General features: G+C 41.6%; 11 protein-coding genes. 3 read left to right on the forward strand and 8 right to left on the reverse strand.

Translation table 11 applies throughout. The annotated features are described in order from the left end of the window. Positions 1-157: 157 nt before the first annotated feature. From ACZW67_RS01760 to leuC, 5 genes are all read right to left on the reverse strand, one after another. Entirely contained in the window at positions 158-1279 is a 1122-nt protein-coding gene (locus tag ACZW67_RS01760) for a L,D-transpeptidase family protein (RefSeq protein WP_465181931.1), read from the reverse strand. A gap of 421 nt (positions 1280-1700) precedes the next feature. After that, positions 1701-2804 (reverse strand): 3-isopropylmalate dehydrogenase, encoded by a 1104-nt coding sequence (leuB, locus tag ACZW67_RS01765; RefSeq protein ID WP_201590441.1) that lies wholly within the window; start codon positions 2802-2804, stop codon positions 1701-1703. Between the two features lie 194 nt (positions 2805-2998). Continuing rightward, positions 2999-3715 (reverse strand): hypothetical protein, encoded by a 717-nt coding sequence (locus ACZW67_RS01770; RefSeq protein WP_465181932.1) that lies wholly within the window; start codon positions 3713-3715, stop codon positions 2999-3001. Positions 3716-3854: 139 nt separating this feature from the next. Beyond that, entirely contained in the window at positions 3855-4505 is a 651-nt protein-coding gene (gene leuD, locus ACZW67_RS01775) for a 3-isopropylmalate dehydratase small subunit (protein ID WP_194197110.1), read from the reverse strand. Positions 4506-4547: 42 nt separating this feature from the next. Continuing rightward, on the reverse strand, positions 4548-5966 hold the full coding sequence (gene leuC / locus ACZW67_RS01780) for a 3-isopropylmalate dehydratase large subunit (RefSeq protein WP_465181933.1): 1419 nt from the start codon (positions 5964-5966) through the stop codon (positions 4548-4550). 447 nt (positions 5967-6413) lie between these two features. Here leuC and ACZW67_RS01785 point away from each other — a divergent pair, with 447 nt between their 5' ends. Continuing rightward, positions 6414-7286 carry a LysR family transcriptional regulator gene (locus tag ACZW67_RS01785; RefSeq protein WP_110922529.1) on the forward strand — a complete coding sequence of 291 codons (873 nt, stop codon included), beginning with the start codon at positions 6414-6416 and terminating at the stop codon, positions 7284-7286. A 501-nt stretch (positions 7287-7787) separates the two neighbouring features. Continuing rightward, entirely contained in the window at positions 7788-9287 is a 1500-nt protein-coding gene (gene putP, locus ACZW67_RS01790) for a sodium/proline symporter PutP (protein ID WP_465181934.1), read from the forward strand. Between the two features lie 554 nt (positions 9288-9841). Here the strand turns inward: putP and ACZW67_RS01795 are convergent. From ACZW67_RS01795 to ACZW67_RS01805, 3 genes are all read right to left on the reverse strand, one after another. Then, on the reverse strand, positions 9842-11266 hold the full coding sequence (locus ACZW67_RS01795; protein WP_465181935.1) for an outer membrane protein transport protein: 1425 nt from the start codon (positions 11264-11266) through the stop codon (positions 9842-9844). A gap of 404 nt (positions 11267-11670) precedes the next feature. Continuing rightward, positions 11671-12873 carry an OmpP1/FadL family transporter gene (locus tag ACZW67_RS01800; RefSeq protein ID WP_465181936.1) on the reverse strand — a complete coding sequence of 401 codons (1203 nt, stop codon included), beginning with the start codon at positions 12871-12873 and terminating at the stop codon, positions 11671-11673. Between the two features lie 210 nt (positions 12874-13083). Further along, a complete protein-coding gene (locus tag ACZW67_RS01805) occupies positions 13084-13356 on the reverse strand; it encodes a SlyX family protein (protein ID WP_465181937.1) in 273 nt (90 codons plus the stop codon). Between the two features lie 225 nt (positions 13357-13581). On the opposite strand from ACZW67_RS01805, the gene ACZW67_RS01810 reads away from it, so the two are divergent. Next, positions 13582-15519: an ATP-binding cassette domain-containing protein gene (locus ACZW67_RS01810; protein ID WP_465181938.1), complete on the forward strand. Its 1938-nt coding sequence runs from the start codon at positions 13582-13584 to the stop codon at positions 15517-15519. The last annotated feature ends 90 nt before the right edge of the window (positions 15520-15609 follow it).

A 15609-nucleotide genomic window follows, 5' to 3' on the forward strand; every position in this document is an offset into this window, starting at 1 on the left:
TTGAGTGGTTTGACTGATAATAATAATGAAAATGCTAAGCTACTCATTATTTCCTATCAATATTTTAGTTGTTTGAATTCCGTTTTTACCATAAAAAATACCGCTCAATATCAGCGGTATTTTTTTGTCTATTTTTTATGATTTAGCTTATTTATGTTTAGCTAAATTCTACGGTTGCACCGTTTTTAATCACACCTAAAAGACTAAGTGCATCCCAGTTGGTCAGACGCACACAACCAGCTGATGCCTGACGACTGATACGAGCAGGATCTGGTGAACCATGAATGCCATAAGTTGGTTTACTCAGTCCAATCCATACCGAACCAACTGGATTGTTAGGGCCTGGCGGAATAATGGACTTGCGACCGTCATTGCCTGTATAGGTATAATTAGGCTCGTTTACTTTCACCTTTACGGTATGCGTGCCTGTCGGCGACGGTGTCGCTGTACTACCCACTGTCGTTGGATAACTAGCAACTAACTTATTGTTTTCGTCATAAGCATAAAGTGTCTCAGTGTCTTTATCAGCGACTACTCGGCTGACAGGCTTGGTGTTAGGGTTGCCAGGGTTATATACCGTAATAATTTCACCAGCAGTAAAGCTGGCCTTAGGATTAAGAGATTTTAGATATTTCTCACTAATATGAAATTTTTCTGCGAGTGCTTCAGTGAGACTTTCATAATACATTCCTTCGAGCTTAGATTTGGCCACAGAATCAGCAGGTATACTCGTGGTTTTGACGTTTACATCTGCATCAGTTAGCTGATAACTAACTAACACTGGTTGAGCGATAAGCTTTTCATTTTTAATCAGTGCTTGCCACGTTTCATTGTTCAACGTGTCAGTTACAGTCAGACCATTCGCATTTTGAAATGCTTGCATGGCTTTGCGGGTATTTTTCCCCCAATATCCATCGACAGGCCCTACCCCGTTATGATGCCAGTTCAATAAGGCTTGCAGTTTCGTTCCCATATTACGATCTATATCAGCATCCGTAGTCCAATTGATATTGTTCACTTCTTTTGCCGTGTCTGATAGGTTTTCAATTGTGTATTTTATGGTAGGCAATAGCTTATTTAATGATGTCGCAGCTTTACTATTCCCTGTTAATTTTTGGCTTATTCCATTTGTCACTGGACTCACTTCTGTTGGAACCGTGGCGCTATTATCTATAATCATACTATTAGTTGGTTCTGCTGCAATACTTTGCCCTATAAAGAATACTGTAGAGAATCCAATCATTGCTATCGCTGTGCTTAATTTTTTTAATTGATACATGTAATACTCCTAGTTTTTGATAAAATTTTTTGTTTTTTTTCAGTTTTTATTATGCATAAATTCTTATTTTTAGACGTTCAAACTTTTAATGGTTATAAAGCTTTTTCTATTAATTTCCTTATAAAATGATAAATACATCTATCCATTTATTATTAATCAATATTGCCATATTCCTCTGTGAGCATATAACAGCTTTGTGTTAATCAGCGCCTTACCCGACAGTAGCTGTGTTAAAACAAGTGCTTTTTTACAACGAGGTGAGTGAGTATGTTACGGATGATAAAACACTCAAATAAGCACGAAAAAACCCATAATCTGCTTAGCAAATTATGGGTTTGCAACTACAAGAATTTATGAAGATTAAATAAATCAGTCTAAAAATAAGACGGAGAAAATTTCAAGCTATATCAAAAAATGCTGATTAAACCAGTTTAGCCAATACTGCTTGACCCATTTCTATACAGCCTACTTGTTTAAGTCCAGCTTCACTGCTGTCTAAAATATCAAGCGTACGTAGACCATCATCAAGCACATCACTGACCGCTTGCTCAATGGCTTTAGCGGCCTCTTCTTGCTTAAAGGTATAACGCAGCATCATCGCAACAGATAAGATGGTTGCCAATGGATTGGCTTTATCTTGCCCTGCGATATCAGGTGCTGAACCATGGCACGGCTCATACATCCCTTTACCTGCCACATCTAGACTGGCTGATGGCAACATACCGATAGAGCCGGTTAGCATCGCCGCTTCATCAGATAAGATATCACCGAACATATTGCCCGTTACCATCACATCGAACTGCTTAGGATCTTTGATCAGCTGCATACAAGCATTGTCAGCGTACATGTGCGATAACGCCACATCGCTATAGTCCGCTTGCTGCATCTGGGTCATTGTCTGCTTCCACAGCTCTGTGACTTCTAGTACGTTTGCTTTGTCCACTGAGCAAACTTTCGGCGCTGTACCTGCTGCTTGCGCACGTGTTTTCGCCAATTCAAAAGCAACTTTACCGATACGCTGAATCTCGCTCGTACTATACACCATGGTGTTATAGCCTTGCTGCTCGCCATTCTCTAATGTGCGAATACCACGCGGCTCACCAAAATAAATACCACCTGTCAGCTCACGAACGATAAGCAAGTCTAAACCTGAGATAATTTCAGGCTTGATACTAGATGCATTAGCAAGCTGCGGATAAAGCTTTGCCACACGTAGATTGGCAAACAAACCAAGCTCACCACGAATTTTCAATAGACCACGTTCAGGACGTTTGCTACGCTCAATACCATCCCACTTAGGGCCGCCAACAGCGCCTAGTAATACGGCATCTGCTGCACGTGCGCGCGCTAAAGTCTCATCAGGTAAAGGCTCGCCAGTTGCGTCAATAGCTACGCCACCAATCAATCCAGACTCAAGTGTCAAACCTAATGCAAACTTATCGTTGACAGCATTAAGCACATCAATGGCTTGGGTCATGATTTCAGGGCCAATACCATCGCCTGCTAATGTTAAAATCGTTGCCATACTGATCCTTGGGGGTAAGTAAGTTTTATTTATTATATTGCTATAAGCTAATGATATTTTCTAAAATCAACCACTCATGCAATGAGCTACGCAAAAATTGCGATATATCTGCTTGAATGATTATCCGCATTAATATTAAGAGACTAATGCACTGACTTCACTGACTTCACTGACTTCACTGACTTCACTGACTATTAAGCTTTTGTTTTTGATGGTGTAGGCATAGTATTGCTGAGACGCGTTTCTACAAACTCGCCTTGATGCTCAGCACCCAGTTCTTTGCAGAAACGGCGCTGTACACTGTTTCCTTTATATAGATCGACACACAAAGGCTCTGGCGAGGCGGTGTCTAACAAACTGCCTGAGTTATCACTAGATTTCTTTTGATAAGCTCGAAGCTGATAAGTATCCGCCTCGACAAAATCATGAATCATCGCAAAACGCTCAACATAGCCCAAGTTATTTTCTGGATAAAAATTCACTTGTACTTCTCGTTTAGCTGGCTTTACCCGTGCATAGTAATTGGTTAGACCAGCGATGCCTGAAGCCGATAAAGGTACAATTTTTATCTCATTTGTATGAGCAATCGGTGTCATGTCCATTTTCATGGTGACTTTCGAACGGTTATTGCTACTGTCTGCTGTCATCGCAACGACCATCGCAGCATTAATAGGCTCATGGGTATCCGTCCCTATCACTGGCACTTTGTCTATTCGTGCAATTTCACAGTGATAAGTGCCTATACAGGCAATATTTACTTCACCAGCAACAGGTTGAATTTTACCTGCCCACGCTGTTGCGTTTTCAGCCTCATCTATTTTCTGATAGCCATTCATGAGCTGACAGCCTGACAACCATAAGCTGGCAGCAACCATTGTACTTGTCCATAAAACATAACGTTTTTTATTCATAATGACGGCTACTATTCATAAGAGAAATAATAAAATACTTTACAAAAACATACTTCATTTTAGCCAGTTCGCCGCCATAACTCAACGCTACATTACGGTTGTTCAGCAGTTTTATGGGCAATAACTATCAATTGATTGTCTAGGCTCGCACTTCGTTAAATATCCAAGGCGTTTTTTGCTTCATTTGTTGTTCATACTCTTTGATAGCATCACTTTGCTGTAAAGTGAGACCGATATCATCAAGACCATTTAGCAAGCAGTGTTTGCGGAAATCATCTACTTCAAAGGCGTACTCTTCACCTGTTGGCGTAATAACGACCTGACGCTCAAGATCAGCAGTCAACTCATAGCCTTCATTGGCGACGGTCGCTTTCATCAACGTATCGACGATGTCTTCCGCCAATACAATTGGGAGCATGCCATTTTTAAAGCAGTTGTTATAAAAAATATCAGCGAAGCTTGGTGCAATAACGGTACGAAAGCCATATTCTGAAAGCGCCCACGGTGCATGCTCACGGCTAGAGCCACAGCCAAAGTTTCTGCGTGCCAGCAAAATATTAGCACCTTGATAACGTGGTTGATTGAGAATAAAGTCTGGGTTAATAATGCGTGTACTATTGTCCTGACCTGGATAGCCTTCGTCGAGATAGCGCCAATCATCAAACAAATTGACACCAAATCCTGTGCGTTTAATAGATTTCAAAAACTGTTTTGCGATAATTTGATCGGTATCAACGTTTGCGCGATCTAAAGGGCAAACGATACCGGTTTGGGTGTTATAAGCTTGCATAAAATTTCCTATCAATGATGTTTTTATTGATGTGTATCCGTCTTAGAATGTGCGTACATCTACAAAGTGACCGGCCAATGCTGCTGCTGCTGCCATCGCAGGACTAACCAAATGCGTACGACCGCCATTACCCTGACGACCCTCAAAATTACGGTTAGACGTAGAGGCACAATGCTCTTGTGGCTCAAGCTTATCGGCATTCATGGCTAAGCACATAGAGCAGCCCGGCTCGCGCCATTCAAAACCAGCGTCCGTAAACAGGGTATTCAAACCTTCTGCTTCTGCTTGTAACTTCACTTGACCAGAACCAGCAACGACAATAGCTTCTTTAATATTGTTAGCTACTTTACGGCCTTTAATTACCGCTGCTGCATCACGTAAATCTTCGATACGTGAGTTGGTGCACGACCCAATAAAGATACGATCTAGTTGGATATCGGTAATTTTTTGACCCGCTTCTAGACCCATATAGGTATAGGCACGTAGCCAACCTTCTTCTTGTGCTTCATCCACAGCTTGGTCAGGTGTTGGCACTGACTGAGTGATATCGACGACCATTTCAGGTGACGTACCCCAAGACACTTGCGGCGCTATTTGGCTACCATCAATCTCGACCACGCTGTCAAATACTGCATCATCATCTGAATACAATGTACGCCAGTATTCTTCAGCTTGTTGCCATTGTGATTCTGTTGGCGCATAAGGACGACCTTTTACATAATTGATAGTGATGTCATCGACCGCAACCATACCCACGCGAGCACCGGCTTCAATTGCCATGTTACAGACGGTCATACGACCTTCCATACTCATCTCTTCAAATACTTGCCCAGCAAACTCAATCGCGTAGCCTGTGCCACCCGCTGTACCAATTTTTGCGATGATGGCCAGTACAACATCTTTCGAGGTCACGCCAGCACCTAGCTGACCAGTCACACGAATTTGCATATTTTTTGATTTTTTCTGAATCAGGCATTGAGTTGCCAATACATGTTCAACTTCAGACGTACCGATACCATGTGCCAAGCAGCCAAGCGCACCATGGGTCGCTGTATGTGAATCACCACAAACGACTGTCATGCCTGGTAATACGAGGCCTTGCTCAGGACCAACAACATGCAAAATTCCTTGACGAGCATCGTTGATCGTAAATTCAGCGATATCAAACTTGGTACAGTTGTCATCCAAGGTGACCACTTGCAAGCGTGATACTTTGTCTTTGATACCAGATACACCTTCTAAGCGCTCTTTAGACACTGTTGGCACGTTGTGATCGGGACTTGCGATATTGGCAGACAAACGCCATGGCGCTCGATTGGCCAATTCCAAACCTTCAAATGCTTGTGGACTTGTCACTTCATGCAGTAGATGACGATCGATATAAATGAGGCTCGAACCATCATCACGTTTAGTGACTTCGTGAGCGTTCCAAAGCTTGTCATATAACGTTTGACTGGCCATATTGCTATCCTTTATTGGTTGCTAGCTACTTAATTACTCGATGGCTTACACCATAATAAACGAGGATTCTATTTAAAACTTATGCATAACAGCTTGATGATATTTTCTTATCAATGCCTATTGGCTTAAAACTGACATTTTTTAATCAATACTTTCATCAAAATAGATCTATCAGGACATCTCTACTCTATAAATACAAAATAACAACTATCTATTTCTTTATATTTATTGCTGCAACTGAGGCTCAAAACAAGTTTTATAGCGTCATTTATCAAGTTAATCTAATAAATATGTCACAATACGTCCTGATGTCTTGTGATTATAGCAGGCTAATCCTATAATAATAATTGATGATTTTTGACCAGACGCAAACTTTTATTTCTAATACATTGTGATTAGGCCAGCCAACTTTTATTTATAGCTCGATAAGTAGCTAAGGACATCCGCTTGAACACCACAAACTTAACGACTTTCGTCACTGTTATGCACACAGGCAGTATTTCGGGCGCGGCAGAAAAGCTGTTTATTACTCAGCCTGCTGTCAGTAAACGCATCAAAAATCTAGAAGATGAATTTAATATTACGTTGTTTGACACAGTAGGACGCGGGATTGTACCGACACAAGCAGCCAATGAGATGCTACCACATGCCAAACGTTGGTTAGAAGATTATGAAAATTTCAAAATCAACCTACAACACTCTCAACATATCGTATCTGGCAAACTGGTCATCGGCACCAGTCATCATATAGGCTTGCATCATCTAGCCCCTGTGCTTAAACACTTTATTCAAGCTTATCCTGCCGTACAGTTAGAAGTACATTTCGTTGATTCAGAAAAAGCACACAAGGCCGTGTTAGACGGTGATTTATCGTTGGCTTTCGTCACGCTGCCACCTGTTTATGATAAGCGCTTGACCTATCACACGCTATGGTCAGATCCTCTCTACTTTATGACAGGCACTCTATCGCCTTTAGCGACTAAGTCTAATGTCACTTTAGAGCAATTGGCCCGTTATCCTGCTATTTTGCCATCTGCCAATACCTTTACCAGTCAGATTACCTTGGCTGAATTCGCCAAGCACAATCTCAAGCCTTATGCCACGATGAGCACTAATCCACTTGAGTCTATTCGCATGTTGGTTTCTGTTGGGCTTGGTTGGTCAGTGTTGCCACAGACCATGATTAGTCAGGATCTCGAACGTATCGATATGGCTGATAACGTTGAGCTACAGCGTCATTTAGGTGTTGTAATCAATCCAAAACTAACACAATCTAGTAGTGTTACTGCTTTGCTAGACTTGCTTGCTCCTATCGAATAAAAACTGCTCTCTAAAGATAAATTTCTATAGTTACAATTGGGTCAATTTATTGGGTCAAAAAAGCACGCTATTCGCATTTGCGTCAGTCATACGTTATAATACACTCGGCATTGTCTACATAACAAAAACTTACCATATGAACACTGATAGTCATATATTGAAGACTTCTAGTAAGATATGATGGTTAGTAGTAGGTTTGATGGTTTTAAATGATTGGTTATACAGGCGGCTTATATTGATATATAACGAGCAGATGCAAGCAATTAAGACAGATAGAAAGAGCGTAATATTTCTATTGCTCTCAAATGACTGCTTAATTAGTATTCCCCCTAAAACAGCATCAATCATATAAAACTAACAACAGATATTAAATAAAAGCCATTATGTCCTACTTAATGGCTTTTTTTGTCTTTAGATATTGTTTTGGACATCGTCTTGTAACACTTAATATTTATAGTTAAAAATAATTACAGCCAACATGGTTGGTTAAGGATCATTTATATGAACGGAGTTTCTAGTGGCGTGCTGATATCACTCGGCGCCTATTTCTTAGTGATGATTGGGATTGGCATTTACGCTTATTTTAAGCAAGCCAATGATACTGAAGGCTATATGTTAGGGGGTCGTAACTTAGGTCCAGCAGTAACAGCACTTTCGGCAGGTGCATCAGATATGTCAGGTTGGTTATTACTTGGCCTACCTGGTTATATGTTCGCCGATGGTGTGGTTAGTATTTGGATTGCCCTTGGTTTGACATTAGGCGCATTCTTGAACTATCTCATCGTGGCACCGCGTCTTCGTGTTTATACCGAAGTAGCTGATAATGCTATTACCCTACCTGATTATTTCGCCAACCGCTTCGAAGATAAATCACATATGCTACGGGTTATTTCAGCCGTGGTTATCATCTTGTTCTTCACTGTTTACACCGCAGCCAGCTTAGTAGGTGGTGGTAAACTATTCGAAAGCTCACTCAACCTTTCTTACAGCACAGGCCTATGGGTCACTGCAGGCGTGGTTGTCGCATACACCTTGTTTGGTGGTTTCTTAGCTGTATCAATGACCGACTTTGTGCAGGGCGTTATCATGCTTTTTGCCATGGTTATCGTACCGGTTGTTGCTTTTACAGACTTAGGTGGTATTTCTGCCACCACAACAGCTGTTAGAAATATTGACCCTAGTTTGCTAGACATTACCAGTGGTATGACGGTTATTGGTATCGTTTCATTGATGGCATGGGGCTTAGGTTATTTTGGTCAGCCACATATTATTGTTCGTTTTATGGCGATTCGCTCAGTAAAAGACGTTCCTACTGCGCGTAATATCGGTATGAGCTGGATGGTAGTTAGTCTTGTAGGTTCATTGATGACTGGTTTTGCTGGTCGCGCTTATGTACAAAAAACTGCGATGACACTAGACGATCCTGAAACTATCTTTTTAGTATTCACTCAGTTTTTATTCCATCCACTGGTATCAGGTTTCCTATTAGCCGCTATTTTAGCCGCTATTATGAGTACGATTTCTTCACAGCTATTGGTGGTATCAAGCTCACTAACCAAAGATGTGTACAAATTGTTCTTTGATCAAGATGCACCAGAAGCTCGCCAAGTATTGGTTGGACGTATTTCTGTAGTCGCTGTTGCTTTAGTATCAATCTTACTTGCCTCTAATCCTGAAAGCTCTGTACTAAGCCTTGTATCTAATGCATGGGCTGGATTTGGTGCCGCATTTGGACCATTGGTTATATTTAGCTTGATCTGGCGTGGTATGAACCGCAATGGTGCGGTTGCCGGTATGGTCATTGGTGCTTTGACCGTCATCCTATGGATATATGGTCCATTCCAGATGAATGGTATGGCATTGAATAGCTGGTTATATGCTATCGTTCCAGGCTTTGTATTAAGTACCATCGCAATCTTTGCTGTTAGTATTATGACTGGTGGTCCAAGACCTTCAGTATCTGCTAAGTTCGAAGAGATGGAGCTGAACCTAAACAAGTAAACTTGTTTAGCACTTTTAGCTTACTGCAATAAAAAAACCTCGCCAATCATGGCGAGGTTTTTTGTTGACTACAATTAATGCAAAAGTGAAAAGTAACTAGAACCTAAATCAACTCCTTTTGAGCTTATCCCTCGGAACCTGCCGTATGTTGGCAATGCCAAATTACTATAACGACAGTGCCAATACCTCTATTTTCTTTGTGAGAGAATAAAAGCAATGGGTAACTGATCTTGCAGACTGTCATGTAAAGATTCCATCAATAACTCGTATAGTATCCAATCGTAGCGCTATAGTTCTCAGATAACCCCGCATAGCATACAAGCTGAAACTCGATAGCTTACCTTAAACCCCCTCTATAGCTTCAGTCTACCTAACCACAGTAATTTATCACTTACCCTATATTTACTCATAACGATTGCAGCAATCAGCATTTTTTCACTGAACAGCATGTCCTATTATTCGTTATTAAACTCTTTATAAGAAAGTCCATATAAAACACGCCATAAAAAAGCGACCTTTAGATGGTCGCTTTTTTTACTACACAACAGTTAATACTATTTTGCTTGATAGGAAACTTTTAGACCAGCGATGAAACCATCATTGTCTTGGAAGTCAGCAACCAATTTATCACTAGGTAACTGTCCTTTTGCATCACCGAACCACAGATATTTACCACCAGCTGATACGGCCCAGTTCTCAGTGAAATTGTACTTAGCACCAAGACCAACGCTATAGTAACCTTCAACAGGGCCTAACGATGTCGTTGGATCACCAGCGCCACTGTCCCAACCAACCGTTCCACTGATTGCTAGTGCTGGTGCTACACGTTTAGCTAAACCAAGCTCTACTTGCCACTGATCGTCAGTATACTCAACCAAGTTTAGACCATCAGGGCCATAACTTATTTTACTAGTATCATTATAAAGTGGTGGTGTAATCACGAAATCGCTCCACGGTACCCAACGTACTTTTGCCGTCGCTAATGTCGTAGGATTGATACCAGTTTGAAAATCAAAGTTGACTGATTTAGGTGTGGTAATCTCATAGTTACTTGCTCTATTTGATAATGCCGTGGCCTGTTCTGCAGTCGCTCCTGCTGCTACGGCTCTGATAGCTACTAATGGGTAACTCTCAGCGATATCTACATTGTGTTCAATCTCAGAACGGTACGTCAGTGCTGCTTTTAGTGCAATTTCGGGCTTACTATAGGCAATACCTGCTATGTAACCATAGTCCATATCAGGATTACTGGTTGAGGTGTAGCCACTAGCAGGACCATAAGCCAATCCACGCAATTTAGTTTCTGCTTGAATACGCTGTGCAACTGGACCACCATATACTTGGAAGTTTTTGTTAGCACCAAACTTCATGCCAAGCATGCCTGTTAGGCTTTGGCTACGAACTTCAACATTGGTATTTTCGCCAGCATTACCAGCCTCAGCTTGTGCTACTGCCACTGCTCCACGCAACCCATCTAATTGAGCTTGCTGTGCTGGAGTTAGTGCACCAGCTGCCTCTCCTGCAGCAAGTGCACCGATCCCAGCCTGTGCTGCTGCTAGACTCGGAGCTGCGCCATTAGTAATAGAAGAAATAGAAGCGTCTATATCCCCTTGCGATACGAAGTTGCTTTGAGTGTATTCAGCCGCCGCGCCAAAAGGTTCGTCATATAAGACACCAACACTAAAAGTATCATTGATATCGGCTTTTACACCATAGCGGAAAAAGTCATAGGCTTCAGCAATATCACCAGTCTTGTCACCACGTTCATAAGCATTTTGAGAAGGATTAGTATTAGCACTGTCGTAACCACTCACATCAGCATCGATGTAGGTATAAACGGCTTCAGCATAGGTGCCATCTTGAAAAAAGGCGGTGACATCTTGACCTGAACGATCGAGTCCAGCTGCATTTGTGACGCTGGCTATAGAAAGAGTAGCAATTGCTACTGCGAGGGTTTTCAAATGAAAGTGATTGCGCATTGTGTATCTCCAACGGTCCTTGTTGTATTACTACTTTAACAATCAACATATAGCATTATTGCGCTTAACATTGAAGTTATCAAAGTCGTGTCCTAAGTTGAATACTAATGCCTTTTTGACACTAAAACAACAATTAAAGTGCTTTATTTCCCCATTATGACTGGACAGTACAAATAGCATATAAATATAATACTGGTATATGTTTTTAAGATATGATTGTCATTTAAATAATATTAGAATTGCTTGTATACGGCAGCTAGATACGGAATCAGCAGTAGTTAAGCACACAAAGATAGCAATTACTTTCCTTAAAAATAGTAATGCACGCACAAAAAAACGACCCATTATGAGTCGTTTTTTTTCGCCGCTAAATTATACCTTTAACAGTATAATGGACATATGATTTATAGCGCTTGGTAAGAAACCTTTACACCAAGTACAAAGCCATCATTGTCTTCAAAGGTAGCAACAGTATCACCAGTTGGCACTTGACCATCAGCATCACCAAGCCACAAATATTTACCACCAGCCGAGATTGCCCAGTTTTCAGTGACATTATACTTAGCACCTAAACCAGCACTATAATAACCTTCTGTAGGGCCTAAAGAGGTCACAGGATTACCAGCACCACTATCCCACCCAACGGTACCACTTACTGCTAAAGCTGGTGCTAAACGTTTAGCCATACCCAGTTCTACTTGCCACTGATCTTCATCATAGCTTACCAATGGTAGGCCATCTGGTTGATAGGCAGGGTTCAACTTGCTAACGTCATTATATAATGACGGTACAATTGAAAAATCACTCCATGGTACCCAACGTACTTTTGCTGTGACTAAAGTCGTAGGATTAATACCAGTCTGGAAATCAAAGTTTACTGACTCAGGGGTAGTAATATCAATATCACCTGATCTTGGGCCATATCCAGGGAAGCTTGCTACTGCAGGATAACTTTCAGCAGCATCAGCTGTATGCTCGATTTCTGAGCGATAGGTTAAAGCAGCTTTCAATGCAATTTCAGGTTTGCTGTATGCAATACCAGCAATATAGCCATACTCTTGATCTGTACCAATATGAGTCGTATAGCCATTAGCAGCACTATAAGCTGGACCGCGCAGCTTTACATCAGCTTCTACGCGCTGCGCCACTGGACCACCATATACTTGGTAGTTCTTATTTTCGCCGAACTTTGCACCAATGATACCCGTAATGCTTTCAGTACGTACTTCTACATTTGTACCTTCACCATTTCTAGGTGAAGCGGTATTTTGGTCGACGAAGTTATTGTCACCACTATAGTCAGCCGCAGCACCAAAAGGCTCATCATATAAGATACCAACACTAAAAGTATCATTAACGTCTGCTTTTACGCCATAACGAAAGAAATCATAAGACTCAGCGATATCACCAATTTTATTACCTGAGACGTCATTACCTGTCACATCAGCATCGATATAAGTATAGACGGCTTCGGCATAGGTGCCGTCTTGTAGAAATGCGGTGACATCCTGACCTGAGCGATCAAGACCGGCAGCACTAGCAATGCTAGTAATAGAAAGTGCAGCAACAGCTACTGTAAGAGTTTTTAAATGAAAGGTGTTGCGCATATATGTCTCCAAACGTCCACATTGTTTTACTGCTTTACCCATTTTTGACGAGTAAGCAGCATCCGAGATGGAGAATAGTAATGATTTTCGAACATTAAAACAACTATAAGAATACATTATTTCTTCATTATGACCAGATAGTCATCATATATCACCTTTATATAAATACGTGAATATAATTTTATTAACGGTTCAACATTTATATATATATCAATAATGAGGCGGTCTGTCTGCCATCACATCAAATGGTGCAATGCCAGTTTCTGTATCTTGACTATCCACTTGCTTATAAATCAGCTGCAACTGTCGCTGTAATGTCTGAAGATCCTTATCTTGACGTGCAATCACTGCATCGAGTCTCTCTACTGTCATCTCAAGATGCGCCATGCTCATTTGCAGGTCCATAATTTGTTGCGTTTGTAAATCAACCTGCATAGCTGCGTCGTCTTTTTTAGCGTTGTCTTGAGTGTTAGATTGATTCATGTCTTTCTCTGAGTTATCGTAAATATAAAGCTAGTAGGATTGGTTACACAAGCAAATGGGTAACCGATATATTACCGCTATTAAAAAACAAGACTTTTAAAATGGTGGCTATAAATAGTGTGTATAAAACTATTTACACGCACTACAGTCACGTAGTGGCATGTTATACTGCTAGCAATTCTGCAACAACCCCTACCTCACTATTATATAAGCTTAAGATATTCTATGGCACTGATACATTTAAAAGATATTCACCTTGCATTTGGCGTCGCTCCTGTACTTGATGGCATTGATTTTGCTATCGAAGCAGGCGAGCGCGTCTGTCTAATTGGCCGTAATGGCGAAGGCAAATCCACTCTATTTAAGCTGATTAGCGGCACCTTACAACCTGATAGTGGCGAAGTCATTATCAATAGTAGCGTACGTGTTGCGATGCTAGAACAAGACGTTCCTGAAACCAGCGGACGTATTTTGGATATCGTTATGGGTGGCAGCCGCCGCACGGCCGATCTGCTTATCAACTATAACGCCCAAACTGACTTATGTGCGAATGGCGATATGGATGCTTGCGAGCGTATGGCTGATTTGCAACATGATATCGATGCCGTACATGGCTGGGATCTAGAGCGCGAAGCAACCCGCCTTATCAAAACCATGGGGCTTAACCCAGACGATGATTTGTCTTCATTATCAGGTGGCCGTAAGCGCCGTGTACTACTGGCACGCTCGTTGGTAACCAAACCTGATGTACTGCTTCTCGATGAACCAACCAACCATTTAGATGTTGATAGTATTGAATGGTTAGAGCGCTTTTTATTAGATTGGCAAGGTCTGACATTGTTATTCGTCACCCATGATAGAGCATTCGTTAACAAACTATCGACGCGCATCATCGAGCTGGATCGTGGTCAATTGACCAGCTATGACGTCACTCAAGGTGAAGGTGGTTATGCACGCTATCAAGAGCTAAAAGAGCTACAGTTACTGGCTGAAGAAAAAAATAACGCTAACTTTGATAAAAAACTGGCACAAGAAGAAGTTTGGATTCGTCAAGGTATTAAAGCCCGTCGTACCCGTAATGAAGGCCGTGTCCGTGAGCTAAAAGCTTTACGTGAAGAGCGTAGCGATCGCCGTGAGCAAGTTGGTAATGTCAACATCACGATGGGTCAAGGCGAGAAAAGCGGTAAGCTCGTCTGTAAAGTTAAAAACTTACATCTTGAGTATGACGGTAATGTATTGGTTGAAAACTTTACGACGACTATCATGCGCGGCGATAAAATCGGTATTGTTGGACCTAACGGTGCTGGTAAAACCACCCTTATTAAAGCCCTACTGGATATGTCTGATGACGAAGTCACCAAGTCTGGTAGCGTTGAATTAGGAACTAATCTAAAAATCGCATTCTTCGATCAGTTGCGTGATCAGTTAGACCTTGAAGCCAGTGTGGCGCAAAACGTCTCAGAAGGCTCGGATTTTGTAGAAGTGGGTGGTCGTAAGACACACATCATGAGCTATTTGCAAGACTTCTTGTTTGCCCCAGAGCGTGCACGTACACCTGTCAAAGCATTATCAGGTGGTGAGCGTAACCGCGTCCTACTTGCCAAGCAATTATTGAAGCCTGCAAACATTCTGGTACTTGATGAGCCAACCAACGATTTGGATATGGCAACACTTGAGCTATTAGAAGAGTCAGTTGCCAGCTTTGGTGGTACGATTTTGCTCATCAGTCATGATCGTTCATTTATGGACAACGTCGTTACCTCAACATGGGTCTTCGGCGAAGATGAAGATGGCAAAGGCACTGTTAGTGAATACGTTGGCGGTTATCAAGAGTATCTGGTACAAAAAACCCGTGCGGAAGCTGCACACGCTGCTAGAGCACCGGCCAATAATGCAGCAAGTAAAGTAGCCAGTAAACCAACAGCCGCAAAACCCAATAAAGCAGCCAAGAAGCTTAACTTTAATGACCAGCGCGAACTAGACAATTTGCCAAAAGAAATCGCGGCATTAGAAACTGAACAAAATGATCTACAAGAAAAGTTAGCTGATGGCTCTTGGTTCAATACCGACTTTGATGCGGCGACTGCTGCTAGTGAGCGTCTATTGACTATCGAAGACGAGATGATGAACAAGCTTGAACGCTGGAGTACGCTAGAGGGTTAAGTATTCGTTTTAGATTCTTTGATAAGTGCTTATTTGATGAGCATTTATAGTGGTAAGCAGTTAAATATTAAAAAATAATCACCACTTGAT

The sequence above is a fragment of the Psychrobacter sp. TPE 89C genome (assembly GCF_055522395.1).